Below are 25,319 nucleotides of genomic sequence, written 5' to 3' on the forward strand. Positions count from 1 at the left end.
TTTTATCTATATGACAGAATGTCGATATCTGTAGACTGTGTACATTGATGGGTCGGGTAGCTCGGTGAGAACTGCATAGAGTTCATGAGTTACCATAAAACCGTTTGATTATTTCACAGGGGGTCTCAAGACTTATGAAGACGCTTGTCATTGTGCCAGCATATAACGAACAAGAATCGATTATTTCCACTATTGAAGAGCTTCTGCGCGAGGCACCTGACTTTGATTACCTAATCGTAAATGATGGGTCGAGCGATAGAACACGCGCGATATGTGTGGAGCGCGGTTACAGTATGCTTGACCTTCCTTGTAATATTGGTTTAACCGGTGGTTTTCAGGCAGGGATGAAATACGCTTTTCGGCACGGATACGATACTGCCATTCAATTTGATGCCGACGGCCAGCATCGCCCCGAGTTTATTGGCTCTATGGTTAAAGCTATGGTCGAGTGCGATGCGGATATCGTGATAGGCTCTCGATTTGTATCCGAGAAGAAGTCCCATTCGCCGCGAATGATTGGCTCGCGTCTGATTTGCGGCATGGTGCGACTAACCACGGGGAAGGTGCTAACCGATCCCACCTCGGGAATGCGGCTGTTCAACCGCAAGATGATTGAGGCTTTTGCATCGAAAAACGATTTCGGCCCCGAGCCAGATTCGATTGCTTACCTTATGCATCATGGTGCCAAGGTTGTGGAAGTGCAGGTTGAAATGCGTGAGCGACGAGCCGGTGAAAGCTATTTGAACTTTGCTCGCTCCATTGAGTATATGCTCCGTACTTGTGTGTCTATCCTATTTGTACAATGGTTTAGGTGATTGAGATGACTGCTGCTCTTCGTATTTTTTGCTCGTCGGTGCCGTGCTGGTACTTGCATTCGTTGTTTTGAAGCTAAAAAAGGCGGAATTTGAAGTAACAGACTCTCTGTTTTGGCTCGTTGCTGTAGTGCTGCTTGCCGTGATGGCTCTGTTCCCACAATGGGTTTACGCGCTCTCCGAGCTGCTTGGATTCGAGTCTCCGTCTAATTGCGTGTTCTTGCTAGTAATCGCTGCGCTTACAATGCGCATTTTTACTCTTAACGCAAGACTCGCCCGCCTGCGTACAAAAGTGAATTCATTGATTCAGGAAATTGCGCTCAGGGAGAAAGAGTAGGGGGCTATGTCGTGATTCCTAAAACTATTCACTACATATGGTTTGGTGGAAAAGAGCTTCCCAAGAGTGCTCAAGGTTATATTGAAACTTGGAAGAAGTTTTGTCCTGATTATACGATCATGCGTTGGGACGAAGCGAACTTTGACGTGACGGTTAATGATTATGTTCGAGAGGCATTTGAGTCTAAGAAATGGGCTTTTGTAAGTGATTATGTTCGTCTTTGGGTCCTGGTAAACCACGGCGGTATATATATGGATACCGATGTTGAGCTCACAGCTCCACTCGATGAGTTCCTTATTCATCGAGCTTTTTCTGGCTTCGAGTCGAACACTTCTATTCCGACCGGGTTAATGGCATGTGAGAAGGGGTTTCCACTTTTCTGCGAGTTACTTCATGATTATGACGATCGTAAGTTCATCAAGCCTGATGGATCTTTTGATACCACAACAAATGTCGTTGCCATCACAAACACCTGTCTCAAGCACGGTCTGGTATTAAATAATAAGTTTCAAGAACCTTGCGGCCTTGCTTTGTATCCGAATGACTGGTTCTGTCCAAAAAGCCATGATACGGGAGAGATTAATCTTACGAAGAACACCCATGCAATTCATCATTTCAATGGATCATGGCTCGACTCCATAGAGCATGAATTAATCGAACGGCGTCAAGTTTTTCTTCTTAGACATCCTAGTTGCCCTCCTCGCTTGGCTGGGGCTTGGATTAGGCTTGTTCATGGATGCAAGACCGGCGACTTCGCCCCCTTCATTAAGATGTTGAAAATGAGTATTGGACAGTAGGGGTAATCTATGACAAAACGAGTTCTTCTTGTCTTTGGTACACGGCCAGAAGGCATAAAAATGTGTCCACTCGTGAATGAGCTTAAGGCTCATCCCGAGTTCGAGGTTTTAGTATGTGACACTGGTCAGCATAGAGAAATGCTCAAACAGGTCCTTGATGTATTCCAAGTGGTTCCTGACTTTAATCTCGAGATAATGAAGCCTGGCCAGACTTTGTTCGACATTACATCTGATGTAATGGTGCGTTGCAAGGCGGTTTTCGAGGATGTACGGCCGGATATAGTGCTCGTGCACGGAGACACCTCTACGTCGTTTGCTGCGGCTTTGGCTGCCTTTTACCTCCATATTCCCGTTGGTCATGTTGAGGCTGGCTTGCGGACGTACGATACTCATTCTCCATGGCCGGAGGAATTCAATCGCCAGGCTGTTGACAGCTTGTCCGACCTCTATTTTGCTCCAACGGAAGTTTCTCGTAAGAACCTTTGCAGCGAGGGCAAAGATAGCTCCCGCGTATTTGTCACGGGGAATACAGGCATTGATGCGCTACGCACTACCGTGAAAACTGATTACTACCATCCCATTCTTGACTGGGCCTCTGGCTCAAGGTTAATTCTTCTTACTGCTCATCGCCGGGAAAACCTTGGTGCGCCAATGCATAATATGTTTCGCGCGATTCGTCGCGTGCTCGACGAACATGATGATGTTAAAGCCGTTTTTCCTGTTCATCTGAATCCGGCGGTACGAGATGTAGCCTCTGAGATGTTCGAAGGCTGTGACCGCATTCGCCTTATTGATCCGTTGGATGTATTTGCGTTTCATAATTTTCTAGCCCGTTGCCACTCTGTACTCACTGATAGCGGCGGTATCCAGGAGGAGGCTCCTGGACTCGGAAAGCCTGTACTTGTGATGAGAGATACTACTGAACGCCCCGAAGGGATTGACGCTGGAACGCTTAAGCTTGCTGGAACGAGTGAGGAATCGATCTATCGGGCATTTACGGACTTGCTTGATAACGAGGCTATGTATGAAGCGATGAGTTCGGCTTCTAATCCCTATGGCGATGGTCACGCCTCCGAACGCATTGCTGACGTGCTGAGGGGATACCTCGCTTTGTGATTGCTGGTTAACACGTGTAATTGCGGGCCCTGAATATCCCTCCGGAACAAAAGGGCCCGCTTTTTCAACATATGTTAATGGTGGAAACGAACTAATACTTTTCTTACGATTTCTCGCTCGTATTCGTTAAAACAGAAACGCTGGGCTACGAGTAGGTACAGAATAAAGAAGCCTATACCAAAGCAGATGAGCGCTCCCCACCCTTGGATGTTCAGGCTATTCCAAATAAACAATCCAATTAATCCCATGAAAATCAAAGGCAGAATTATTCTCGCTATATTCTTCCAGAAAGCTGGGATATCTAAACCAATTCTTTTCCAATAGTATAGATTCATGATTATGCAGTTTCCAATAATGACGGAAATGGCAGAAGCTATGCTTGCACCCACGATTCCAATTACATTAACAAGGGGTATCGTGATAGCGATGTTCAGGATAGCAAGCCCGGAGTTGAGATAGCCACGGAACTGATAGCGGTTAACAACTTGAAGAATCGTGAGTCCAAGGTTTTGAATGATATCAACGGTATAGGGAATCATGACAATGAGCGCGACCAGGTAGGCTTCTTGGTAACCTTCTCCAGCCCAAAGACGGATGAACTCGGGGCCAAGAATGGCGAATGCCAGCAAGATGAATAATGAGACATATAAAGAAATTCTCCCAACCGTGATAAACAGGCTGGAAGCTTCTTTCTCAGGATGCTTTGAATGAAGATATAGATCTGTAATTTTTGGTAAAAAAACTGTGGCAACCGTAGTGCCGATAACAATGTAAACCGAGTAAATCTGGGCACCGATGGCGAAGACGGCAACATCTTCAGCACCACGGAAATATCCGAGTACAAGTTGGCCTGACTTCCAGAACACTTGATCAGAGAGTGCAACGAGAACGGCGGCAGACGAAAACCGGAGCATCTCTTTAACGAGCTGCTTATCCATGCCATGGTATGTATATCGGGTTTTCAATACGCTTTGAGCAAAAACACGTTGAAGAATTGCGCAAAGCAAGTTTGCGCCGAGCGTGCAACACGCAACCATGAACGCAGACGGCCATATTCTCATGCAAATTAAGACGAGACATGGCTGAAGCAAGGCTGTAAACAGTTGAGTACCTTTAAGGAATACAAAGCGTTCGTGGGCGGTAATTACGGCGATGTTGATCGTATTGTTCATGATGACGACCATATCGATTGCCAGCACGACAAACATCATCCCCATCTCGTGGAGTTGGGGAGATGTGAAGGAGTTTGCGTAAACTCGAACCGAGATGAATCCGACAATTGTGATTACTGCTACTGCTATTGCAGAAATGACCCAGTGGATACGTTTCGCTATCGCGAGAGTATTTTCCATCTTCTCGCGGTCGCCTTCGAGATATGCCTTGCTGTAGAACTTTGTGATTCCAGCGGCAAGTACTGTATTGATGACAGTAAGATATGCCATGATTGAACCGACGAGCTGGTAGACTCCGTATTCTGCTTTGCCTATTCCCGCCAGAAGAAGTGGGACATATATTAATTGCACTACAATCTGAGTGATTGAATATGCATAGGACATAAGTACGCCGGCTTGACGATTGGAGACTGCCCGCATAGGCCCTTTCCTTTACACTGAATTCTGCAACGATAACTATATAGGAGAAACTCTACCCGTTTGAGGAGGATAACGTGATTCGGAATCTTTGCATTTTTACACCTACGTATAATCGATCCTACACATTACCTAAGCTGTATGAAAGTTTGATAGGCCAGGATTGCGCAGACTTCGTCTGGATGATTGTGGACGATGGTTCTACGGATTCCACCGAGGAGCTGGTTAATCACTTTGTTTCTGAAGGAAGAATCGAGATTCAGTATTACAGGATTGAAAACGGTGGTAAGCAGCGAGCTTACAACTATGCCGTTGAAAAATGCGAAAACCCTCTTTTCATGTGTGTTGACTCTGATGATGTTCTAACTCCAAATGCGGTTCAAGTTCTTCTTTCTGAATGGGAAAAGGTCTCTGACGATCAGCGCATTGCCGGCATAGCGGTTCCTCGGACCGCCTTGAATGACATGTTTCCCGAACAAGTTCGATGTAAGCTTGCTGATATCTATCATAAGTATAATTATCGTGGCGAGACAATAATTATGGAGCGAACGGAAATTGCCAAGCAGTATCTATTTGTAGTGGAGTGTGGGGAAAAATTTATTCCTGAGGTATATGTCTTCGATCAAATCGATCGTGATTTTTATCACTACTGCATTGGAAGTGAACTGTGCCACGGCGAATACCTCGAAGATGGATACTCGAGGAACTATGGAAAACTACTTCTGTCGAGCCCATTAAGTTATGCTCGTTATAAGCTTCAGTGTTCTGAATTTTCGAATGATGCGCTGACAAGAACCAAGGAACTGATCCTCTACCTTGTTTGGATGAGGATAGCCGGTAAAACTGTGAAAGAATCTCTCGGGAAGACTCCACAGAATCTTCGTTCTGCTGCCTGCTTGCTGGTGCTACCCTCGCGTCTCGCGTACCATGTCGTATTAAAGGCTATGTCGGACAACTAGTATCAATGCCCATCTTCCAGTGCTTGAATGAGGTTTTCCGTAGTCTTTTTCCATGTAAGAGTATCTTCGACATGAGATCGTACTCTTGAACCCGCTTCCTTTAATGCAGCTGGATGGTCAAGATAGGCGGCAATCGCTTCGGAAATGGTTCGAGGGTCCGTATCTTTAAGTATGATTCCATGGCTTGGATCCGGAATAACCTCTTCTGCGCCCCCTGTGTCCGAAACGATTATTGCGCATCCGTATGCCGCAGCTTCGAGAAGCACGGTGGGGAGGCCTTCGGGATAGTCTGTCGGAAGGCAGAAAATGTCAGCCTGTTTAAACAATGCAGATAAGTCTGATTGGGTAAGTGATCCGACAAAATGTATCTGCTCATTAGCAAAATCGTTAATTATTGATTCGAGAGGGCCAGAGCCAGCAATAATTAGATGGAGCTTGTAATCTTGCTTAACTAGAGCTTTGCACGCCTGAATTATTTTAAGAACGCCCTTCTCTTTAATCAGACGCCCAGCGAAAACGACAAGCGGCGCATCAGATATGGCGAACTCTTCTCTCCAGTCATGTTCGCTGGAAAGACCACGATACTCACCAGCGTCGATACAGTTCGTAAGGGTACCCTCAGCTTGAATGCCAAAAGTCCGAAGCCAAATGACTCCGCGTTGAGAGACAGAGAAAAACGAGTTGATCCACGTCGAATCAATCGAGTGGCTGCGCGTTCATAGAGGCGCATGATTTTGCCCATGAATCCTGTGTCGTCAGAAATGTATCCAGAGCTATGGTCGATAACAATCGGATTTAGCCTCTGATTTTCTGCGATCTTTTTTCCAAGAAGACACAACGGATAATAGCGTGTATTGATAACAATTGCGTCAAAATGATAATTGTAAAGCTTGCGAAGCGCATGCCAGAAGGCTGGTCCAGGAATAATGAGTGGAAAGCGGTCATTCATGATTGAAACAGAGGGAACTTCTATGACCTCTATTCCATGAAATTGAGGGCGGCGGCCTCCATGAGAAGAAGTTATTACTGTTACCGAATGGTTGGCGGAGGCAAGCCCGCGTGCAAGATTGCTTGTATAACGCTCAACACCACCAAGATGTGGTAGATAATACGCGGAGAAAATACCGATTCTCATCTGCATCAGTTTTCTATTTGGTGATTGCAAAAAGATAGAATAGAGGCTTAATTAGATGTAGTTTGCACGCCAGCGCGGTCCCTCCAACTCCAAGTCGAATTTTTAGCGTTTGTCCTTTCGGGATTAGAAAGCCAATATAGGGATTGGATTTCCAGTTAGGGAATTGCTTTTCAGCATCATTTTTTACGAATGCGAGTTTTTCCTCCATGAGCTTGACGCCGCAGCCGCGATTGAACACTGCGAGAGCGTTGACCATATTGGCGATATACGCGTATTCGATAACACGCTGCTTTTCCTCTGAGAGGGAAGCCAAGTCATAGCGTTCATGCAGCATGGAGAAGATTTGTGACATCATTCTCTCGTGATTCTTCTTGTATGTCATTGTCCCGGTGATCGAGTTTGAATTGAAGTAATAGAAATAGCCCGCATATGGTATGACTTCATATGTTGCATTGCAGCAGTAGGCGGAAAGGCTGAAGAAAATATCTTCGCCACAAGCGATGTCTGAGAAGTTCAGATGGTTTGAGCGGAGAAAGCTCATTTTGAATAGCTTGGTGCAGGCAAGGGCATAGGTAACTGTGCTCCAAACTGAATTGGACATGATGTGTTGAGAGAGCTTGCCCTCTACATCCCTAATATATCCGCCTACGATAATGTCTGCATTGGATGCCGAGGCTGCTCGGAAATAAGTTTCTAGATAGTCATTTTTAACGTAGTCATCGCTGTCTACAAACATAACGTATTCACCGCGGGCATATTCAAGGGCATGTTCGCGTGTTCTACCGAGACCAAGATTTCGCTCATTTTCAAGCACGACGATACGTTCGGGATATCGGGCTTCATAAGAGCGAAGTATTCCAATGCTATTGTCGGGACTGCAATCGTTAACGCAAATTATTTCATAATCATTAAACGTTTGATTGAGAAGGCTATCAAGACAACGCTCGAGATAGTGCTCTACGTTATAAACAGGAACAACGACTGATATCTTCATTGATTTCCCTCATGCGTCGAATTAACATGAATGAGATTTTAGCGCAATTGACAGATAAGGGCTGAACATAGCGACAGCGCATAAAATGGATGGACGAGCGCGAGTCGGGATCATAATGGGTGATAAGTTTTTCCCGCCAAAGAAGCGAAGTGACAAGCGAGCAATTCGACAGAAACCAATATCCTGGCTTTGTGAATATGTATAGCAAGAAGCGCTTGCCTGGGGAGAGCATAGATACTGGACGGCCGGAAACGGGGGAGCTGCGTTGGTGCTGCCGATTCGACTGGTTTTCGTATTTGGTGAAAGCAAGTTGATGCCATTGCGTTGTTCACCTACTTAGGCCATGCCCTGGCGTGAATGGCTCGCTGCGCAGGATGAACAGCCCGATCGAGGGAGGGGCCAACGGCCAGATCAGGGACATGCTCGGGAACCACCGCGGACTGTCGTTCATGTGCAGGGTCAAGGCGGTGTTCCCTAATATTAATTGTCGAGCTTTCAGAAAGTTAAATTGAATCCCCGGCAAGACTTGCTGATGCTTTCAGATAAAAAGCGCCTGCTTTGTTGCTGTGTTACCGTCTAAATAAATGCTTGACTTGCCATGCGTCTTGCAGGCATACCGCACGAATTGGGTGGTTGTTGTCTTCTATATGAATGCACCCTCCGGTTGTGAAACAAGATTCAAGCAACTACAGCGAGGACAGGCTTTTAATCAATTTCCGGCATCAAAATATAATATGTTCTAGCTGACTAACCTATCCTACAATATTTCGTGAACATATCTTTACGCTGCGTAAGACTAAGATTGCTTTCTCTAGGAGGTTTGTACATGAAGAGGCGCACTTTTTTAGCGGCATGCGCTACGGCAATCGCATCTACTCCTGCGATTGCATTTGCCGAAGAGACGCAGGCAATTGATCCCGCCGATGCATTGAATGCACTTGGCTCAAATCCCTCTTACGAAGAATTCGTTGATTATGCGGAGAGGTATTTGACCGACATGGATGATCCTCAGCATATGTCATTGGGCGCAAACAATGAGCCCTCGACATATGCCGGCTCGAATCCATATTGGAGCTCCTCGAACAAGGGTGCAAAAACCTTTTATGATGGAAACGGCAATATCTGGCTCTCGTCTGCGCACAAAATTGTAGATGTTTCGAGTTGGCAAGAGGATATTAATTGGAACGCTACTTCCCAAGCTGTTGATGGAGCGGTTTTAAGAATCGGTTACGGGGTGGGTAATACCGATAGAAAATTTGAGAGAAACCTTTCCGAATGCAGAAGGCTGGGCGTACCGTACGGTGTCTATTTTTATAGCTATGCATATGATGCGTCTTTCGCACGTAGAGAAGCCCAGTGGCTTTCTACCTTGTTTTCGCGTTATTCGATCGACCGTAATACTCCGGTTTTTTATGATCTTGAACAATTTGAACCTTGGAGCGGGCATTACCCGCCTACGTCCGTTTCTGCGTATGAGAGCATTGTCGATGGGTTTTTTAGCGTGCTATCTGCCAATGGTTTCTCTAGCCTGCACGTATACTCATACAGATCTTATTTGACCACTGGACCACTTGCCAGCGCAAAAATACATTCCCACGTTTCTTGGGTCGCCGAATATAATCCGACGCTGAAGTATTCAATTAGCGCTGCTTCGGGAGTTAAAGGCTGGCAGTATACGAGTACTGGAAGCGTGCCTGGCATTTCTGGGCATGCTGATATCAGTGCCTTTAACCTTTCGATTCGCTGGACGGGCGGAGGCTATCCTTACGGCTTCCCCGATGTGTATTCATGGACGCCCCACGCTGAAGACATCTTGTGGCTCAAAGAGAATGGTATTGCCCACGGTTACGGTAATGGATATTTTGGAACATACGATGAAGTCCAACGTGAACAGATGGCTGCATTTATGTATCGAGTGGTAGGGAGCCCTTCCTATAGCCCGACAGGCGAGGATATGGCAAGATTTCCTGATGTAACTTCTTCGACTCCGCATGCCAAAGAGATTTGGTGGCTTGGCTCGACAAAAATTGCCGAAGGCTACGGCGATGGCTCCTACGGTCCGTACGATCCGATTACACGAGAGCAGATGGCGGCGTTTTTATACCGTCTGGCGGGTTTCCCCGACTATGAGCCGTCGACAGAAGATGCAGCTCGCTTCCCAGATGTTAATGAAGCCACTCCTCATGCAAAGGAAATATGGTGGATGGGTGCCCAGGGGCTTTCTTCGGGCTATAAAGACGAAGGAGGGATTTACGGTCCGTTCCGGAATATCCTTCGTCTTGACATGGCGGCATTTTTACATCGTTGGCATGACATGTTTGGAGTTTAGGGGCTGAGCAAGATGGTTTGGGTCGACAGGTCATTAGGCTGTCGACCCGTTTTTTTATAATTCGAGGCCCTTCTGTGCATCATGGGAAATTAATTTACAGATGCGATCGAGCCATATGGATTGTTCCGCCGAGATATCAGCTCTATCTTTCGGTGCTTTTGCTTGAGAAATAAGCTTACCCAACTGCTTGGATGTGAGTTCCTCAATACTGTTCGCAGATATCGCATTTTCTCTGCATGCGAATAAATCGACAAGATGCTTCATTTTGTTCGCATAGTGGGGGTTGTTTTCATCTATGACAACAATGCCTGGGATGCCAAGCATGTATGAAATGAGTGCTGAATGGTATTTGTAGCTGATGTGGAAATCACATGTTGCGAGTTCGGAGTGAGTTAAATCATATGGATAGTTCGCGATGTATATCTTTTCGGGATGGGCTGCCTTGTTTTTATTGCTGCGCAAAAGTCAGAATCCTTGTTACCGATATTTCGCATTGGAATAAGCGCGATTCTGCATGAGTGATCTTGAAAATCAGGAAGCTCGCTTATTGCATCGACTAAGGGAAGATACTCTTCAGGCTTTCGTTTGTCGCAGAGTGGAGAGATTGCAATCAGCTTGATTGCATTATGCGGGTTTCGTAAGCTGCATAATGCCTGATTCAGTTCCTTATTTCCGAATACTAGGTCCTCGCACTCAACAATGGAGTCTTTGGAAACGCCGTTGTTGATTAATAGCTGTGCGGAAAGGGGGTCTCGAACAGAGAAGAGCTCGCAGCGGTTTGATATTTCAACAAGAGATTTCAAATACTGCATGTCCATGAAGTTGCTGTTGGTACTCAAGCCAAGAGTATAAACACGCTTGCCTTTAGCAATCATCAATTGGGATAGTTTGACAAATAAGTTTCCAACATTAACGTTCCAAGGATTGTTATCTACCTGAGTGTCATCGATGATTGCTCCGCCCCCCCACACAAGAGTGTCGAACGACTGTGCCAGTGCGTCCAACTCCCAAGTGGAAGTTGGGTAGTGGATTACATTGACGCGCAAATCGAGCGAGAAGCGCGGATACTGAAAGTTATCCCAAAGCATAACCGTAATGCGCGATAGCGCTTCTTTAGGCATATGTTCAAGCACGGTTCTAAGCATTAATTCATCGCCGTAGTTTTCCTCGCCATACCAGCCTGTAAGCAAAATTCTTCCGGCGCCGTCCTGGTAAGTGAGGGTTGAGTAGTTCCATGCTTTATCGTAATAATGGCTGGTCATAAGCCGAGAAAGCATCAATATGAGCTCATCCTGCTTTTCTCTCGTCGCAGTTAGCTCAACAGCTTCGGTGCGAAGCTTTTGGAGTTCAAGTTCGAGGTCTTGAATTCGCTGCTCAAAGAAACGGTTTGTAGGCGGCATTAATGCTCGAATTTTATCCCTAAGCGACATATGAGCCCCTCTCGATGCGGAGTTCAATTATATGATTCCTTAAATGATGATAGAAGCTCGCTGTTTATCGTGAAATAGAGTGCTATCTATTTACTCGCTGCGGATTGGTTCCAACAGTTTCTGTGGCATGCCATTGAGATAGAAATTTACTCAACGATTTGTATGTACGGCAGGATGAAAGAATGTTCCAGGGGAAGGAGCGAACAGCCAATGCTCTTGGATTTATCAATATAAAGGGCTTGCTGCCTAAATCGCACCATTATTCATCGATATCTATTCGATATAAACACATGTCCTTTTCCTTATAAATTACAGTAAAGCCCGGGGTGTCGTCATCTATATTGTTAATGCCTGCCCAGTCGCTTGGTTCGTATATTTGGTAGTTAATTCGAAACTCATCTTGACGCTCGCCAGCGTCGAGCTGAAGTACGTATAGGGCACCTACATCCCGAATCGCCACTTGAACTTCGTTTGAGGTGGCTACGCTGGATAAATGTAGCCTGATATTTTGGCTTGATGTGCTTTCGGAGCTAATGTCGGGTGCAAAGCAGTTTCGATAATAGAGCCTGGTCCCATAGAGTGGGTACAGGAAAAGACTTCCATCATTTGGATTGTTGATGATAGTTGCGTCATCCGGAATCAAGCTGAGGGCCCTTTTAGCGAATTCCTGTTCTTCAACGGTGAGGATGTCATAATAGATGAGTTCATAATTGTTTTGATAGGCAAATTCCTGAGCTTGGTATCCAAAGGGAGTTTGGATACCATCAATTCCTTTGAGGGTAAAAGAACCGATATAAATTCCGATTCCGAGTATTAGATATAAGATTCCAGGAGCCAGCTCTCTCTTTAATGGAGAAGATTCCGAATCGTGTTGGTTCATAGCGGTAAGCCTTATGAAAGCTCGAATGAGCCCCGCAGCGCCGAACGATGCAACAACAATCGCAATTAATCCCAGCATAGCGCCAGTACGATGATAGTCGGTGTACCAAAAGCCAGTTAGCCAGTTCTTAATTTGACTGTCTGTACCTGCGTCCAATATGTACATGGAGGAGCACGCAATGTATGTAGCGATTATCCAGCGACAAGTCTGATGAGTCAGTAGGTAAAGAACTCCAGGGATTAGCAGAAAGAATACTGCAATTTGCGCAGGATGATTCACGACGCTCAATAACAAAGCATCAACGATTGATTGCGCTGTACTGCTTATTGACGCCCAAGTTGTGTTTACAATTTCGCTAAAGGCTGGATGATGATAGCAGACAATCCAGAATCCAATGATTGCTATCCATAATCCGATGATAGCTGCGGCCCTCGCAGAATTCCGGACCTTACGCCCACCAAGTTCTTGGAACAACCAGTATGTAAGATATGGAGCAAGAAACACGATAAGCGTAAATATTCCATTCGGATGTGCGAGGGCTACCGCAGCTGCAGAAAGGATGGTCAACATGCCATAGGAAGTGGCCTGCATATCATTTCGATCGGAAATCGATTTTAAGGCGGTAATGAATTCTGCCATCACGATGGGCACAAGCACCATGGAGAGCAGGTTGGGGTAGAGGGGCCCGTATATAACGTAGTCCCACGGACAAGCTGGAATTCCAGAGGCAAGGAGAGAGCCAAATATAACAACGAGACGATCATTGTTTGAAATAACGCGAAGAGCGCTATACATTGAGGAGGGAAATATGATGCCGATGAGTACGGCATTGACACAATTGATGCTAAGGGGAGCCGACACACCCAAGGCTGACATCACGGATGCGCATAGAATATGCCAGGCAGAGGGATAGAAGGCATATGTCGACGACACGTATGGCGTAACTTCGGAAGGTGCGTAGCTGCTCGAAAAAAGAGGATTCCAAACGCCTGACTGAGCATAGGTTTGGATGGCGGGAAGATGGTGGACGTTGTCCCATCCTTGGAAAAACGATTCAGGACCATCGAGTTGTTTGATGTAGAACAGTCCAACGGCAGCAATTCCAACCGCGATATACAGGAGGAACAAGGCATAGTCTCGCTTGTCGTTCGGAGTGTTGCCGACCCCCTTGATCGCATGATGCTTGCGGAGCCTATGTTTGATCGTTTTAGATGCCAGGAAACAGGCAAGGCAGATCGCTGCGGTCGCGGTTCCCACTGAGACGGCTGAACAGGGGATGCCAAAGGCACAATATGCAAGTTCTATAACTGAGTACAGGCAGATGCCAACTGCAGGCGCAAAGCATATAGCATGCAATAGATTATTAGTAAATGATGCAGTCACAATCGTGCCTGGGAGATATAGTGCGCAGATTACAAACAAGCACGCTATGAAGAACGATAGCCACATAGTATTATCCGATCCGATAATCAGGCGTGATTCGCTGCTGGACAACCATAAGATTAGTCAGACAGTAAGTCGAACGCCTAGGGTACAATTTCTCGCAGAACCGGGATCTTTTTCAGAAGCAATACCAACAAAACGCAAGCCAAGTAGAGGACGATGACCCCGATGGTTCGAAGAAGGACGGAGGTCATGGGAACTCCCAGCGCATCCATAATCACATAATCAAGTATGGGTTTATGGATTAAGTAGACGCCAAATGAGCAGCCTGATAGTTTTGCAAGTTGTTTTGAGAGGGGCTCTAGGCGCGTTGTGTCTAAGTGTTTGAAGAATACAAAGACAGCGACTCCGAGAAAAACTGAAGGGAATGCAATGTAATCAAAATATGTTCGATCAACATAGCCAAGAGCGTTTGAGCTTATATAGGTGTATGTATAACGGAATAGCATAGAAGCGATGCCTAGAGCATAGATGATCATTCTCGTCCGTTTCGGGATGTTGGTTTCGGAGAGAAGGTATCCGATGATAACAAACATAAGCATTCCGCCACAAATAGGGATGCTAATTGACCCGGGCCAAGAGATGCCAATAGCACTGCATGCAAATGGGAGGACGGAGACGAGCAGGAAAGAAACGCCCGCCATATAGGTAAGGGCTTTTTTATTATCTGAGAGTAGGGAGAGGGCAGGTAAGGCCAGATAAACGGAGAAGAGAGGGAAGAAGAACCAGTAAACCTGCTCAATTTCATTGTTAAGAATAGCGTTGATCATGCGGCGAGGACCGAAAGCGTTACCGTCTCTATAGATGACAATATAGAAGTAGAGGACGGCGCTCCAAAATAGAAACGGAATGACGGTTCGCTGAAAACGCTTGATCAGAAACGTCTTTGTATCATACCGCTCTCGATACCTAATAAGCGTGGCGCCGGTTAGCATGAAGAACACGGGAACTGCCCAATAACAAACAACTTCAATGATTAGCCCTGCCGCCCAGTTTTTACCCGGCATCCATGTGTGCACCATCTGGTTGCAGTGAAGCGCGACTACGCAGATGCACGCCACGATATTCAAGAGATCAAAATACAGTACACGTTTTTTCGCCGTCATCAATGTTCCTTAATGTGCTCGATTTACTCGGTTTCGCGATTAAGTATGCCTCTGCGTGCGTCTGCGCCGGTTATTGCAAAATCTTTTCCTCTGACAAGCTTCGGTACCTCGCCGACAGTAGAGGAACTTGGCGACAGCTTGCCAATAAACCAACTGAATGAGTATTTAAGCGTGTACAGGAATCCGTTGTCGTTAATAAGACAGAGCAGTCGAATAAGGCGGGGTAGAATGATCTTCGGATGAGCTCTCCTATGCGAGACAAATGCATCGCTTGCCTCTTCGAGTAAGCCTAGATATCGATCGTATGAACCAGGGATTAACGAATAAAAGGCGGGCGAATGCGACGCGACCTCCAGCTCGGGCAATTGATCATGAAGCAGGGCATCAAGCTGTTTTTTTGAGCATGCTTATCGGTCATGGTCTCAATATTCCAGATAGTGTATTCAAATGCCCAATTTAAAAAGCCCCATGATATGGATGAATAGAAAGCTTCATCCTCCCTGAGCTTATTTTTTAGAAGGCAGATGCTTTCATAGAATGCGAGCGGGGCTTTTGCGCGGGAGCTTGATACGGAGCCGCTACGTCCGATACGATGGCGAATGAGTGGCTCATCGACTATGCCAATCCTATCAGCCTTCGCCAAGGCTAGAAATACGAAATACAGGTCTTCGCTGTTTGGAAGCACAGGATATCGAATGCCATGCTCCTCAATGAAAGACCTTCTGAAGAGCTTGTCCCACGGCCAGCCGATGAATGCGGTAAAAATAAAATCGCGCATTTCCAGCGAGGAGAATATCTCTTTGTTTGGTATTTGACACACATTGAGCGTCCACCATGCATCAACGTTTCTCCCAGTGCCATCTTCAAATTCAGAGGAGCGGGTTACGACAATGTCGGCATCAATTTTCGTTGCCTTTGAATAGAGCTTTTCTAGCAAGGTTTCAGAATATAAATCGTCCGCATCAAGCATGGCTACATAAGATCCCGTGGCGGCATCAAGCCCCTTGTTGCGAGCAGCGCCGGGACCCTGGTTTTTCTGCGTGAGCACAGTCACACGAGGGTCGCTCGCGGAAATGCTTTCGAGAATTTTGAGGCTGCCATCTGTGGAGCCATCATCTACGCAAATGAGCTCGAAGTCGGAAAACGTTTGGCCAAGTATGGAGTCAATAGTATCCCGAACATAGCTCTCTCCGTTGAACACGGGGAGTATGATTGAAATTGAGGGCACGGGGGTCCTTTCAAATACTTATGGGGATGACTGTGAGATGGCGACAGCTAATTTGTGCGGGCGTTGTTGCCGGAAAGATACCCGAGGACATGCTTGCACGCTGCGCCTAACCCCTCGCTTCGACGATAGTAGTTGAAGAGCGCGAGCTTTCCCTGCTGGCGAGCTTCCTCGAGCCGTGAGGTTGGGTCTGACCCTTGCCGATATGCATCAAGATAGGCTGTCGGGTCGGCAACGATGCTCTTAAGCCTGCTGAGTTCATCTGGCCAGAAGAAGCTTTCATCGAGTTCGTCCGCTGCGATGCACTTTCGGTATTCGCTGGCGTAGCGCTCGAGGAACGGAAGCTGAAATTCCTTGGCCAGTCGGCTGAATGCGAATTCGCAATTATGGGTCTTCTTGTACAGGAAGATGCCTAGGAAACGTTCGGCGAGCCGAGGCTGGCTCCGTAACCAGTTTTCGATCCATTGATATTCGTCGAGCATGGTGAACACTTTATTTGGCTGATTGATTGAAGATGCGGAATTGTCCACTCGATAGCAATAAAACGCCTCGTCATACACGGCTATACGCGTAGCCCAGCAATATGTTTGGAACCAAAAGCTGTTGTCCTGAAAGCTCGCTCCAGGGCTTTCATTGAATCGTATGTTGTGCTCATTCAGCCAAGAACGTTTGTAGATGCCCGTCCAGTTTTCCATGCGAATATTGAACAGGTCGAGGTTGTCTTGCGGGTTCAAAATCGAGCCGTAGTAGTCTTCTTTATTACATAAACGTTCACGTTGGAGTTTTTCCTCGCCATTCGCATTAGTGGTAAGCCGATAGTAGTCGGAGCGGATGAAATCGAGGTCGTCCTCCAGCGCCGTTGTGTACAACTTTTCATACATAGTTGGTTTGAGATAGTCATCGGGTTCGAGGATGCCGATGTAGTCGCCGATTGCGGCATCGATTCCGATATTCATGGCGCGTCCATAGCCGCCATTGGGGCGATCGACGATCGTTATTCGAGAGTCGCGTTCTGCGTATTCCTTGAGCATATCAAGCGAATGGTCGGTTGAGCCGTCATTAACGCATATGACTTGCAGGCTTTCGAGCGTCTGGGCAAGCACGCTGTCCATAGCTTGGCGAAGATACTTCTCTGCGTTGTATATGGGCATCACAACCGAGACGGCCGGGTTTTCAGACATGCAACCTCGCTTTGCTTTTTGGAGCTCTAGGTCCTGAGGAGAATAGCTCCGCTGAATAATCTCAAGCAATCTAAAGGATAGCGCATTATCAGTCTTACTGTTTTGCTTCGAGTCAAGGTGTGAATTTGCTGCGCATGGGGGCGCGTTGCAGGGTACGAGAAGTTCTCTTTGCCTATCACGGGTTATTGAGCGCTGGCGTGAGCATCTTGCGTTCAGCTGCTTGGAGAATAAAGCTGCCAAAGTATAACTTGGGAAAAGGCATCGTCGCACTGTTCCTAAAAGGACCTTGAGAGACGGAATGCTATTTTGATGTTGCGCGCCTAGGATGGCTGAGCGAACGTTTTGATAGTTGACAATGACAATGTGTAGCTATCACTGGAGCTGATACCTAGGCTAAAAGGAAGACTAATGTCAAATATGCCGCAAAGACCGTCGAGCCACGTGGTTGATTCTAAAGGGTGCATTTTTGTTTCAGAATTGATGATTGAAGAAGGTTGGGTGGCAAGGGATTTATCCGAGCGAGATTATGGAATCGACAAGATTTACGAGCGTTTCGAGGATGAACGCGCAACCAGTGAGTTGATAGTGGCTCAAATTAAAACGACCGAAAAGCCGATTGGCGGGAGGCGGGAAATTCCCTTCTCGCTGGATACAAAGACGCTTTTATATGCTGAGATGTTTGCTGTTCCATTCCTTTTGTTCTACTGCTCTGTTTCTGATCCCCGCGCATGCTATTTTGTGTGGCTGCAGGAGTACATTCGGATTCGTCTCAATTACGAGAAACCCGGGTGGAGAAACCAAGGGACGAATACGATATACATCCCTAATGCAAATGCGCTCGGCGATGATAAAGCGATGAAGCACCTGTGTTTCATCGCGAGTTTTCCAAAGTTTAAGGAGTCTTGGGCAAATTACTACATTTCTCTTGCTGATTTGATGTATGACTTGCCGATGCATATCGTAGAAGATGAGATTGATGAATCTTATGTGCGGTCGGTTGTTGCTGGCGCGATAAAAAAGCTTGACAGAGCAAGCGCCACAAGGAGCTCCATACCTGATTTCCTGATTCCGCAAGAGTTGGACTCAGCAAAGAGACTGGGCGAGAATATCTTGAATGGCGACTGCGATAATGACTTGGCGCATTCTCTATTCAGATTCGTTGGAGAGTGCAATTATGTTAGGAATTCGATCGATTTGATTGCTCTAAACTTCGACGATTCATATCAGTGATTTCTATATGAGTCCGGAGAACCAGCGATGTATTGAACCCTCTTTATGCACGGTGTTCCTAAATCAAGAAGCAGAAATGGCCATTCCAAAAAAGGCGGCCATTTCATTACGCAAACTGATTCCTATACTCCTCGCAGACTTCCTCGACGGGGCCGTCCAGGCGAAGATCGCCCTTCTCTATCCAGATGGCGCGCTGGCAGATGCGCTCCACCTGCTCGATGGAGTGGCTCACGAACAGCGCCGTGACGTCGCCGGACTCGATGAAGTGCTGGATGCGGGCCTCGCACTTCTGCTGGAAGAACACATCACCGACGGAGAGCGTCTCGTCCACAATCAAGATGTCCGGCGACGTCAAGGTGGCGATGGCGAACGCGATGCGCGCGACCATGCCGCTCGAATAAAAGAAAAAGTTTCAACAAAAGCACAAATGGAGGCTGGTTGCCGAAAGCTGCGGGAGAGTGCGAGCTACATGTTATGTTTACTTGAAGCCCGTGCGAATTACTGCAGGAAAAAGGTGCGATGCGCATTTTAGGGAAGAGCTGAAAAGAACGTGCGATTACATCGGAGTTGAGATGGAGTGAAGCGACTCCTGTTTTGCGTTAACGCTATATTGGTGCCTGGTGTCGGGCTCTACGAACATTGCGTAAGACGATTTGTAGCGATATTTCACCAAGTTAACGGGTGTCACGCTTGCCGCCGTGCTGCACCTGGGGCGCAGCGGAGACCGTTGGCTCGATAGCCTGGCTTGCCGAAGGGGTGAATCTCTCTTTGCTTGACGCGTGATGGGGAGAGCGGGACCGTGATGATGGATGTCGATTCGTCTGACCAAGCGTTATCACATAAAGAAGAAGCGCGTTCGCAAGAGATGGAGATACGTGAAAGCCTGATGTGCGGATATGAGGATGTATTAGATGGCAAGACTATCGAGGCCAGCACTGTGTTTGATAGGATCCGGGCCCATCTTCGTCGCGCGCCTCGTCCATGGGCTATAATCATCCATGCGTTAGCACGTATGCGCCCATAGCTCAGCTGGATAGAGCAGGAGACTTCTAATCTCAAGGTCGAGGGTTCGAATCCCCCTGGGCGCACCAGCCATGAATAACGCGGCCGCGCGGGAGATAACATCCCGCGCGGCCGCTCTCGTTTGGCCAAAAGACAGCCTCGCTCCTGAGCGTCTGATTGCATAGTCACCGTGCCTACGACTTGAATGGGCCTCCAATTTAGGACACCGGGCAAAACTCCCGCCAAAGGATCGAATTTTGGGGCGGGGTCGAAGTAGCCGCTATTAACTCGGTGTATCTACCTGCGGTTTTTATGCCTCTTCGATTGGGAGTACTCGGCTGGTCCTTCAAAATTCGATCCTTTGGCGGGAGTTTTGTTCTGGAGGCTTTCCAGCGACCGAGGCGCTTGTGGCGTTGTCGTCGCCCTAGATCAAACTCGGGCAAGAAATGGCAGAAATAGGGGTGTATTAAATCGCTAATTCGGCAAAATCTTGTCCGGAATAAGCCGGATACGGCACCGCCGCAAAGGGGAAGCCGCTTCCTGCCGTCCCGCCGTCGGCTTCCGGTGCGTATCCGACTCCGCAACATCCCAAACCACTCATCCGTTTTTCCATACCAACCGGCGCGGTATGGGGTACACTAGGGGAGTCGTTGATGTACCCCATGGCGGCGGGCCCGCCGTGGGCATCCAGAAAAAGGAGACAAGTATGGTTTCTGAGAAGGTTACCCTCGTCAACCCCCAGGGTCTTCACATGCGTCCCGCGGGCCTCTTCGCCTCTACCATGGGCAAGTTTGCCTGCGACGTGACCGTCGTCACCCCCGAGAAGGAGGTCAACGGCAAGTCCCCGATGGCCCTCATGGCCGCTGGCATCCCCTGCGGCACCGAGGTTGAGATCCGCTGCGACGGCGCCGATGAGGCCGATGCTCTCACCACCGCCATCGAGCTCATCAAGAGCGGTCTTGGCGAGTAGCCCAGTTGCCGTCCATCTCGTGTTGAACGGATCTCACAACAACTGAGTTCATATGGTGAGCGCAGGTGCCCTGTCGGTGCCTGCGCTTTCACATTTCCGCATGCCGCGCGGCCACGCCCGCGGCAATGGAGAGAGGATAAAAATGTACGAGGGAGTTAACGCATCCGAGGGCATCGGTATCGGTACCGTCGTTGTCGCCGCCGAGCCCGACCTGTCTTTCGAGCCGCACGCGGTTGAGGACACCGCCGCCGAGAAGGCTCGCTACCAGGCCGCCCTCGATGCCTTCTGCGCCAAGACCCAGGCCCAGGCCGACCGCATGAAGATCACCGTGGGCGAGAACGAGGCCGAGATCATGAGCGGCCACATCATGCTCGCCCAGGATCCCGGCATGACCGACGGCATCACCACCGCCATCGACGGCGGCACCTGCGCTGAGCAGGCCCTCGTCGAGACGAGCACGATGTTCGAGAACATGTTCCTTTCCATGGACGACGAGATGTTCCGCCTTCGTGCCGCCGACATCGCCGACATCCGCACCGGCATCCTGGCCGAGCTCCTCGGCCGCGAGGTCGTCGACCTCTCCGTCCTTCCGGCCGGCAGCATCGTCGTTGTGCATGACCTCACCCCGTCCATGACGGCCACCATCGACAAGGAGAACGTCGTCGGCGTCGTCACCGAGGTCGGCGGCCGCACCTCGCATTCCGCCATCATCTGCCGTGCGCTCGAGATCCCTGCGGTGCTCTCGGTCTCCAACGCCTGCGGCGCCCTCCACGGCGGCATGGTCGCCATTGTCGACGGCATCAACGGCCACGTGATCAGCGAGCCCGATGAGCAGCAGCTTGCCGACTACCAGGAGCGCGCCGCCGCCTTCGCGGCCGAGAAGGCCGCGCTCGAGGCCTTCCGCGGCAAGCCCACGGTCACGGCCGACGGCGAGAAGAAGGTGCTCGCCTGCAACATCGGCAACCCCGAGGACGCCAAGGGCGCCGTCGACCACGACGCCGAGGCGATTGGCCTCTTCCGCTCCGAGTTCCTGTTCATGGACGCCACGTCGCTTCCCACCGAGGACGAGCAGTTCGAGGCCTACCGCAAGGCCGCGGTCACGCTCAAGGGCGCTCCGGTCATCATCCGCACGCTCGATGTGGGCGGCGACAAGGAGATTCCGTACATGAATCTCCAGAAGGAAGATAACCCGTTCATGGGCTATCGCGCCGTGCGCTACTGCCTCGACAACCCCGATGAGTACAAGGTGCAGCTGCGCGCGCTTCTCCGCGCGAGCGCATTCGGCGACATCAAGATCATGGTGCCGCTCGTCACCTGTGTCGAGGAGATTCGCTCGGTCAAGGCGCTCGTCGAGGAGTGCAAGGAAGAGCTGCGCGCCGAGGGCTATAAGTTCAACGAGAACATCGAGGTCGGCATCATGATGGAGACGGCCGCTGCCGCCAACATCCCCGACCTGCTCGCCAAGGAGTCCGCGTTCTTCTCCATCGGCACGAACGACCTCACCGGTTACACCATGGCCTCCGACCGTGGCAACGACAAGGTCGCCTACCTCTACAGCTGGTACTACCCGGCGGTCCTGCGCGCCATCAAGAACATCATCCAGGCTGGCGTGAAGGAAGGCATCATGGTGGGCATGTGCGGCGAGGCTGCTGCCGATCCGCTGCTCACGCCGCTCCTCATCTCGTGGGGCATGGAGGAGTTCTCGGTTTCCGCGCCGAGCGTCCTGCGCACCCGCAAGGTCATCTCTCAGTGGACGAAGGCCGACGCCGACGCCCTCGAGGCGAAGGTCATGCAGCTCGAGACCGCCGAAGAGGTCAAGGCCGCGCTCACCGAGGCCGCGCGCTAGGCCTGTTGCCTGCTCGCATCCGGTCGCGCTCCTACCTACCACCGTGCACGGCTGCGTTAAGTCTCGGTAAGCATCCGGGTCGCGACGCTTGATTTTGCTGCATGGCGCGCCTAAGCTATGCGCCATGCAGCATTAGTATGAAAGGATGGTAGCTGTCTTATGTTTTATACGCTGACTGCTAACCCTGCGGTCGACATGACCGTTTCCTGCCCGCCGCTTGTTCCGAACGAGAACATCCGCTCCTTCTCGGCGAGCTATACCGCCAACGGCAAGGGCCTCGACGTGTCCTTCGCGCTCAAGAAGTTCGGCGTCGACTCCGTGGCGCTCGGCTTCTTCGCTGGCTTCACGGGCAAGTACGTGGTCGACGAGACCATGAACATGGGCTGCCTCTGCCGCCCCGTCTGGATTGATGGCGTGACCCGCATCAACTCCTACTTCAACGACGGTCAGTCCGAGCACGGCATCCTGAACCCTGGCCCCGCGATCACCCCGCAGAACGAGCAGGAGCTCTTCCGCATCCTCGACTCCACTGGCGACCTCGACTGCCTGATCGTTTCCGGCTCGCTGCCCCCGAAGGCCTCCAAGGACTTCCTGGACAAGGTTGTGGCGCATGCTCAGGATCGCGGCGCCGACGTGGTGCTCGACCTTTCGAGCGACAAGCTTAAGACGCTCTGCTCCACGCACCCGCTGCTCATCAAGCCGAACCATCACGAGATGCGCGAGATCTTCGGCGTCCAGATCGATACCGACGACGACGCCCGTCGCGCCCTTGCGCTCGCCCACGAGGCCGGCGTGCAGAACGTCCTGCTCACCATGGGTAGCCGCGGCAGCGCCTACTTCTCGAACGGCGAGGACATCTGGTACGCCAAGCGCGAGTTCAACATCAAGCTCGTGTCTTCCGTCTGCGCCGGCGACTGCACCCTCGCGGCCTTCCTGCTCAAGTGGTACAAGGATCGCGACAACGTGGAGGAGGCGCTCAAGCTCGCCATGGCTACGGGCGCGAACGTTGCCGAGAGCGTCGGTTTGGGCGACTTCGGTCATGTGGACGAGTACAGCAAGCGCGTGACCGTCCGCAAGCTCCCGCGCTAGTGCCTGCTGACGCGTCTTCGCGCGTTAACGCCTCGTTGAGGATATGCAAAGCCCCCGTGCTCAAGCTCGGGGGCTTTCTTTTGGCGTGCCCGCCTGCGGTTTGCGCTGGCCTCGTGTGGGGCGCTCGGGAGCGTTCGCGATCGCTCAGGGGGCGGAGCGCTCGGGGGCGCTCGGGGGGGCGAGCCGGGGCGAACCGAGTGGGCCAGGGGCGAGCCGGCGGGCGTGTCGGCGACGAGCCGGGGCGAGCCAAGGCGGCCGCTTCGCACGGGATCGGCCCCAGGGCACATGAAGCGCAAAACGATGAGCGCCCACTTCGCCACGGCACCGTATACTGTACCTGTCAACGTGAATGGGGTGTAATGGACGAGTGCTTGCATATCGATACCGGCGCGGCGCCTAGCATTACCGTCGAGCAGCCCGCCCTGAACGGAACGCCTGCGCCCGCAACGGCGCTCGAGGTGCTTCGTGCTCTTGAGGAAGCGGGGCTCGAGGCGTGGATTGTGGGCGGTTGGGTTCGCGACGCGCTGCGAGGCGCTCCATGCCACGACGTGGACATTTGCTGTTCGGGAACTTGGCAGCAAAGCGAAGCCGCCCTCAAGGCGGAAGGCTTCAAGGTTGCTCGGTCGGGCATCAAATTCGGCGGCATCACGGCGGTGCGGGGTGAAGAGCGTATCGAGGTAACCTCGTATCGTTTCGACGGCTTTTACACCGATGGGCGTCATCCCGAATCTGTTCGCCTCGCGCAGTGCGTTGAGGACGATCTTGCCCGCCGCGATTTCACGGTCAACGCGATGGCGTGGCATCCAACGCGCGGCCTGCTCGATGTATACGACGGTGCGGGAGACCTTCGCCGCCGTATGATTCGGGCGGTGGGGGAGCCGCGCCGGCGCTTCGAAGAGGACGCGCTTCGCATGCTCCGCGCCGTGCGGTTTGCCTGCCGGCTCGACTTCGTGGTCGAGCCCCAGACGGCGTCTGCACTCGCCTCGTGCGCGCCCCTCCTCGATGCGGTGGCACGCGAACGGGTGGGCTGGGAGCTCGATGGCATCCTTGCAACCGGCCGTGCGGGAGATGCTCTGCTCCGGTATCCCGACATCATGTGCGCGGCCATTCCCGAGCTGGGACCTTGCCGTGGCTTTGACCAGCATAGCCGCTATCATGCCTTCGATGTGTACGACCATATTGCCCGCGTGCTTACCGTGGCGGGCGAGCTCTCGCTCTCGAGCGTGGATGGCGCCGGCCCCGAGGCCGCCCCATCGCCTTCGCTCATGTGGGCGGCGCTCCTGCACGATATCGCCAAGCCGGCGTGTTTCACGCTCGACGACCGGGGGTGCGGCCACTTCTACGGGCACCCCGAGCGCGGGGCGGAGCAGGCGCGAGAGATCATGCACCGCCTTGCGTGTCCGAGCGAGGTGATGCGCGACGCATGCCTGCTCATTCGTTATCACGACCGGCCCATGAGCGCCGAGCGCAGCGACCTTTTACGCGTTATGGGGCTTTTCGCTGGTTCGGGTTTGGATACGCCGCGCCTCATGAACGAGCTCTTCGACATCAAGCGGGCCGACACGCTCGGAAAGGCTCCGTCGTGCTTCTACTACGTGAAGGATATCGAGCGCATGCGCGAGATGGTGCGCGAGCTGCTTGCCAACAACGAGGCGTACAGCGTGGGAACCTTGGCCCTCAGCGGGGCGGACCTCATTGCCGCCGGCGTGGCGCCCGGCCCCCGTATCGGCGCCCTGCTTAGGCGCGCGCTCGATGCAACGGTCGATGGCCTGGTGCCCAATAAGCGCGACGACCTGCTTGCTTATCTCGATGTATAGGGTCTCGCAAACCCGTTTCGCTTCCGTTGTCG

General features: G+C 50.6%; 20 protein-coding genes, 1 tRNA gene and 1 pseudogene. 12 read left to right on the forward strand and 10 right to left on the reverse strand.

Translation table 11 applies throughout. The annotated features are described in order from the left end of the window. The first annotated feature begins 134 nt into the window (after positions 1 to 134). From HGEM_RS04005 to wecB, 4 genes are read left to right on the forward strand one after another with little or no spacing between them, the layout of a single operon-like run. A complete protein-coding gene (locus HGEM_RS04005; protein WP_019128121.1) occupies positions 135 to 815 on the forward strand; it encodes a glycosyltransferase family 2 protein in 681 nt (226 codons plus the stop codon). Positions 816 to 843: 28 nt separating this feature from the next. Continuing rightward, positions 844 to 1,149, forward strand: coding sequence for a DUF2304 domain-containing protein (locus tag HGEM_RS04010; RefSeq protein WP_035100665.1), 306 nt, complete (start codon positions 844 to 846; stop codon positions 1,147 to 1,149). Positions 1,150 to 1,160: 11 nt separating this feature from the next. Continuing rightward, a complete protein-coding gene (locus HGEM_RS09950; RefSeq protein ID WP_081580797.1) occupies positions 1,161 to 1,946 on the forward strand; it encodes a glycosyltransferase family 32 protein in 786 nt (261 codons plus the stop codon). Positions 1,947 to 1,955: 9 nt separating this feature from the next. Beyond that, a complete protein-coding gene (gene wecB / locus HGEM_RS04015) occupies positions 1,956 to 3,062 on the forward strand; it encodes a non-hydrolyzing UDP-N-acetylglucosamine 2-epimerase (protein ID WP_081580798.1) in 1,107 nt (368 codons plus the stop codon). Between the two features lie 74 nt (positions 3,063 to 3,136). On the opposite strand, the gene HGEM_RS04020 is transcribed toward wecB, so the two are convergent. Further along, positions 3,137 to 4,654 (reverse strand): oligosaccharide flippase family protein, encoded by a 1,518-nt coding sequence (locus HGEM_RS04020; protein WP_019128124.1) that lies wholly within the window; start codon positions 4,652 to 4,654, stop codon positions 3,137 to 3,139. Between the two features lie 74 nt (positions 4,655 to 4,728). Between HGEM_RS04020 and HGEM_RS04025 the strand changes: the two genes are divergently transcribed. Beyond that, complete coding sequence (locus HGEM_RS04025; protein ID WP_019128125.1) at positions 4,729 to 5,610, forward strand: glycosyltransferase family 2 protein; 882 nt, start codon at positions 4,729 to 4,731, stop codon at positions 5,608 to 5,610. A gap of 2 nt (positions 5,611 to 5,612) precedes the next feature. On the opposite strand, the gene HGEM_RS10665 is transcribed toward HGEM_RS04025, so the two are convergent. From HGEM_RS10665 to HGEM_RS04030, 3 genes are read right to left on the reverse strand one after another with little or no spacing between them, the layout of a single operon-like run. Continuing rightward, positions 5,613 to 6,209: a glycosyltransferase family 4 protein gene (locus tag HGEM_RS10665; RefSeq protein WP_420834429.1), complete on the reverse strand. Its 597-nt coding sequence runs from the start codon at positions 6,207 to 6,209 to the stop codon at positions 5,613 to 5,615. Then, positions 6,110 to 6,751, reverse strand: coding sequence for a glycosyltransferase family 4 protein (locus HGEM_RS10460; protein ID WP_081580800.1), 642 nt, complete (start codon positions 6,749 to 6,751; stop codon positions 6,110 to 6,112). Before HGEM_RS10460 ends, HGEM_RS10665 begins: the two co-directional genes overlap by 100 nt. A 7-nt stretch (positions 6,752 to 6,758) precedes the next feature. Beyond that, the gene (locus HGEM_RS04030) at positions 6,759 to 7,739 is read right to left on the reverse strand and encodes a glycosyltransferase family 2 protein (protein ID WP_081580801.1); all 981 of its coding nucleotides are present in this window, start codon (positions 7,737 to 7,739) and stop codon (positions 6,759 to 6,761) included. 826 nt (positions 7,740 to 8,565) lie between these two features. Here HGEM_RS04030 and HGEM_RS09965 point away from each other — a divergent pair. Further along, the gene (locus tag HGEM_RS09965) at positions 8,566 to 10,068 is read left to right on the forward strand and encodes a GH25 family lysozyme (protein WP_081580802.1); all 1,503 of its coding nucleotides are present in this window, start codon (positions 8,566 to 8,568) and stop codon (positions 10,066 to 10,068) included. Between the two features lie 392 nt (positions 10,069 to 10,460). Here HGEM_RS09965 and HGEM_RS09700 read toward each other — a convergent pair whose 3' ends face one another. The 5 genes from HGEM_RS09700 to HGEM_RS04065 form a co-directional block, all read right to left on the reverse strand. Continuing rightward, positions 10,461 to 11,498 carry a polysaccharide pyruvyl transferase family protein gene (locus tag HGEM_RS09700; protein WP_019128129.1) on the reverse strand — a complete coding sequence of 346 codons (1,038 nt, stop codon included), beginning with the start codon at positions 11,496 to 11,498 and terminating at the stop codon, positions 10,461 to 10,463. A gap of 259 nt (positions 11,499 to 11,757) precedes the next feature. Next, positions 11,758 to 13,827: a DUF6541 family protein gene (locus tag HGEM_RS10230; protein WP_338081884.1), complete on the reverse strand. Its 2,070-nt coding sequence runs from the start codon at positions 13,825 to 13,827 to the stop codon at positions 11,758 to 11,760. Between the two features lie 77 nt (positions 13,828 to 13,904). Next, positions 13,905 to 14,927, reverse strand: a complete 1,023-nt coding sequence (locus HGEM_RS04055; RefSeq protein WP_019128133.1) for an acyltransferase — start codon at positions 14,925 to 14,927, stop codon at positions 13,905 to 13,907. 316 nt (positions 14,928 to 15,243) lie between these two features. Next, entirely contained in the window at positions 15,244 to 16,155 is a 912-nt protein-coding gene (locus tag HGEM_RS04060; RefSeq protein WP_019128134.1) for a glycosyltransferase family 2 protein, read from the reverse strand. Positions 16,156 to 16,202: 47 nt separating this feature from the next. After that, positions 16,203 to 17,333 carry a glycosyltransferase gene (locus HGEM_RS04065; protein ID WP_019128135.1) on the reverse strand — a complete coding sequence of 377 codons (1,131 nt, stop codon included), beginning with the start codon at positions 17,331 to 17,333 and terminating at the stop codon, positions 16,203 to 16,205. A 408-nt stretch (positions 17,334 to 17,741) separates the two neighbouring features. On the opposite strand from HGEM_RS04065, the gene HGEM_RS04070 reads away from it, so the two are divergent. Then, on the forward strand, positions 17,742 to 18,563 hold the full coding sequence (locus HGEM_RS04070; RefSeq protein WP_019128136.1) for a DUF4365 domain-containing protein: 822 nt from the start codon (positions 17,742 to 17,744) through the stop codon (positions 18,561 to 18,563). Between the two features lie 106 nt (positions 18,564 to 18,669). Here the strand turns inward: HGEM_RS04070 and HGEM_RS04075 are convergent. Next, a pseudogene (locus HGEM_RS04075) lies at positions 18,670 to 18,963 on the reverse strand (ABC transporter ATP-binding protein); the annotation flags it as partial. 614 nt (positions 18,964 to 19,577) lie between these two features. Here HGEM_RS04075 and HGEM_RS04080 point away from each other — a divergent pair. The 5 genes from HGEM_RS04080 (at position 19,578) to HGEM_RS04100 (ending at position 25,287) form a co-directional block, all read left to right on the forward strand. Continuing rightward, positions 19,578 to 19,654, forward strand: a tRNA-Arg gene (locus HGEM_RS04080). 617 nt (positions 19,655 to 20,271) lie between these two features. After that, a complete protein-coding gene (locus HGEM_RS04085; RefSeq protein ID WP_019128138.1) occupies positions 20,272 to 20,535 on the forward strand; it encodes an HPr family phosphocarrier protein in 264 nt (87 codons plus the stop codon). A 142-nt stretch (positions 20,536 to 20,677) separates the two neighbouring features. After that, on the forward strand, positions 20,678 to 22,381 hold the full coding sequence (ptsP, locus tag HGEM_RS04090) for a phosphoenolpyruvate--protein phosphotransferase (RefSeq protein ID WP_019128139.1): 1,704 nt from the start codon (positions 20,678 to 20,680) through the stop codon (positions 22,379 to 22,381). Between the two features lie 159 nt (positions 22,382 to 22,540). After that, positions 22,541 to 23,470, forward strand: coding sequence for a 1-phosphofructokinase family hexose kinase (locus tag HGEM_RS04095; RefSeq protein ID WP_019128140.1), 930 nt, complete (start codon positions 22,541 to 22,543; stop codon positions 23,468 to 23,470). 359 nt (positions 23,471 to 23,829) lie between these two features. Beyond that, positions 23,830 to 25,287, forward strand: coding sequence for a CCA tRNA nucleotidyltransferase (locus tag HGEM_RS04100; RefSeq protein ID WP_019128141.1), 1,458 nt, complete (start codon positions 23,830 to 23,832; stop codon positions 25,285 to 25,287). The last annotated feature ends 32 nt before the right edge of the window (positions 25,288 to 25,319 follow it).

Source organism: Enorma massiliensis phI, assembly GCF_000311845.1.
In the GTDB taxonomy this organism is placed as follows: Bacteria; Actinomycetota; Coriobacteriia; order Coriobacteriales; family Coriobacteriaceae; genus Enorma; species Enorma massiliensis.

What these genes read in the sequence shown, in the direction of transcription:
- HGEM_RS04055 (WP_019128133.1), bottom strand. Translation starts at nt 14,927, where the DNA reads ATGACGGCGAAAAAACGTGTACTGTATTTTGATCTCTTGAATATCGTG.
- HGEM_RS04070 (WP_019128136.1), top strand. Translation starts at nt 17,742, where the DNA reads ATGTCAAATATGCCGCAAAGACCGTCGAGCCACGTGGTTGATTCTAAA.
- HGEM_RS04005 (WP_019128121.1), top strand. Translation starts at nt 135, where the DNA reads ATGAAGACGCTTGTCATTGTGCCAGCATATAACGAACAAGAATCGATT.
- wecB (WP_081580798.1), top strand. Translation starts at nt 1,956, where the DNA reads ATGACAAAACGAGTTCTTCTTGTCTTTGGTACACGGCCAGAAGGCATA.
- HGEM_RS10460 (WP_081580800.1), bottom strand. Translation starts at nt 6,751, where the DNA reads ATGCAGATGAGAATCGGTATTTTCTCCGCGTATTATCTACCACATCTT.
- HGEM_RS04085 (WP_019128138.1), top strand. Translation starts at nt 20,272, where the DNA reads ATGGTTTCTGAGAAGGTTACCCTCGTCAACCCCCAGGGTCTTCACATG.
- HGEM_RS04030 (WP_081580801.1), bottom strand. Translation starts at nt 7,739, where the DNA reads ATGAAGATATCAGTCGTTGTTCCTGTTTATAACGTAGAGCACTATCTC.
- HGEM_RS04100 (WP_019128141.1), top strand. Translation starts at nt 23,830, where the DNA reads ATGGACGAGTGCTTGCATATCGATACCGGCGCGGCGCCTAGCATTACC.
- HGEM_RS04065 (WP_019128135.1), bottom strand. Translation starts at nt 17,333, where the DNA reads ATGTCTGAAAACCCGGCCGTCTCGGTTGTGATGCCCATATACAACGCA.
- HGEM_RS09700 (WP_019128129.1), bottom strand. Translation starts at nt 11,498, where the DNA reads ATGTCGCTTAGGGATAAAATTCGAGCATTAATGCCGCCTACAAACCGT.
- HGEM_RS10230 (WP_338081884.1), bottom strand. Translation starts at nt 13,827, where the DNA reads ATGTGGCTATCGTTCTTCATAGCGTGCTTGTTTGTAATCTGCGCACTA.
- ptsP (WP_019128139.1), top strand. Translation starts at nt 20,678, where the DNA reads ATGTACGAGGGAGTTAACGCATCCGAGGGCATCGGTATCGGTACCGTC.
- HGEM_RS04095 (WP_019128140.1), top strand. Translation starts at nt 22,541, where the DNA reads ATGTTTTATACGCTGACTGCTAACCCTGCGGTCGACATGACCGTTTCC.
- HGEM_RS09965 (WP_081580802.1), top strand. Translation starts at nt 8,566, where the DNA reads ATGAAGAGGCGCACTTTTTTAGCGGCATGCGCTACGGCAATCGCATCT.
- HGEM_RS04020 (WP_019128124.1), bottom strand. Translation starts at nt 4,654, where the DNA reads ATGCGGGCAGTCTCCAATCGTCAAGCCGGCGTACTTATGTCCTATGCA.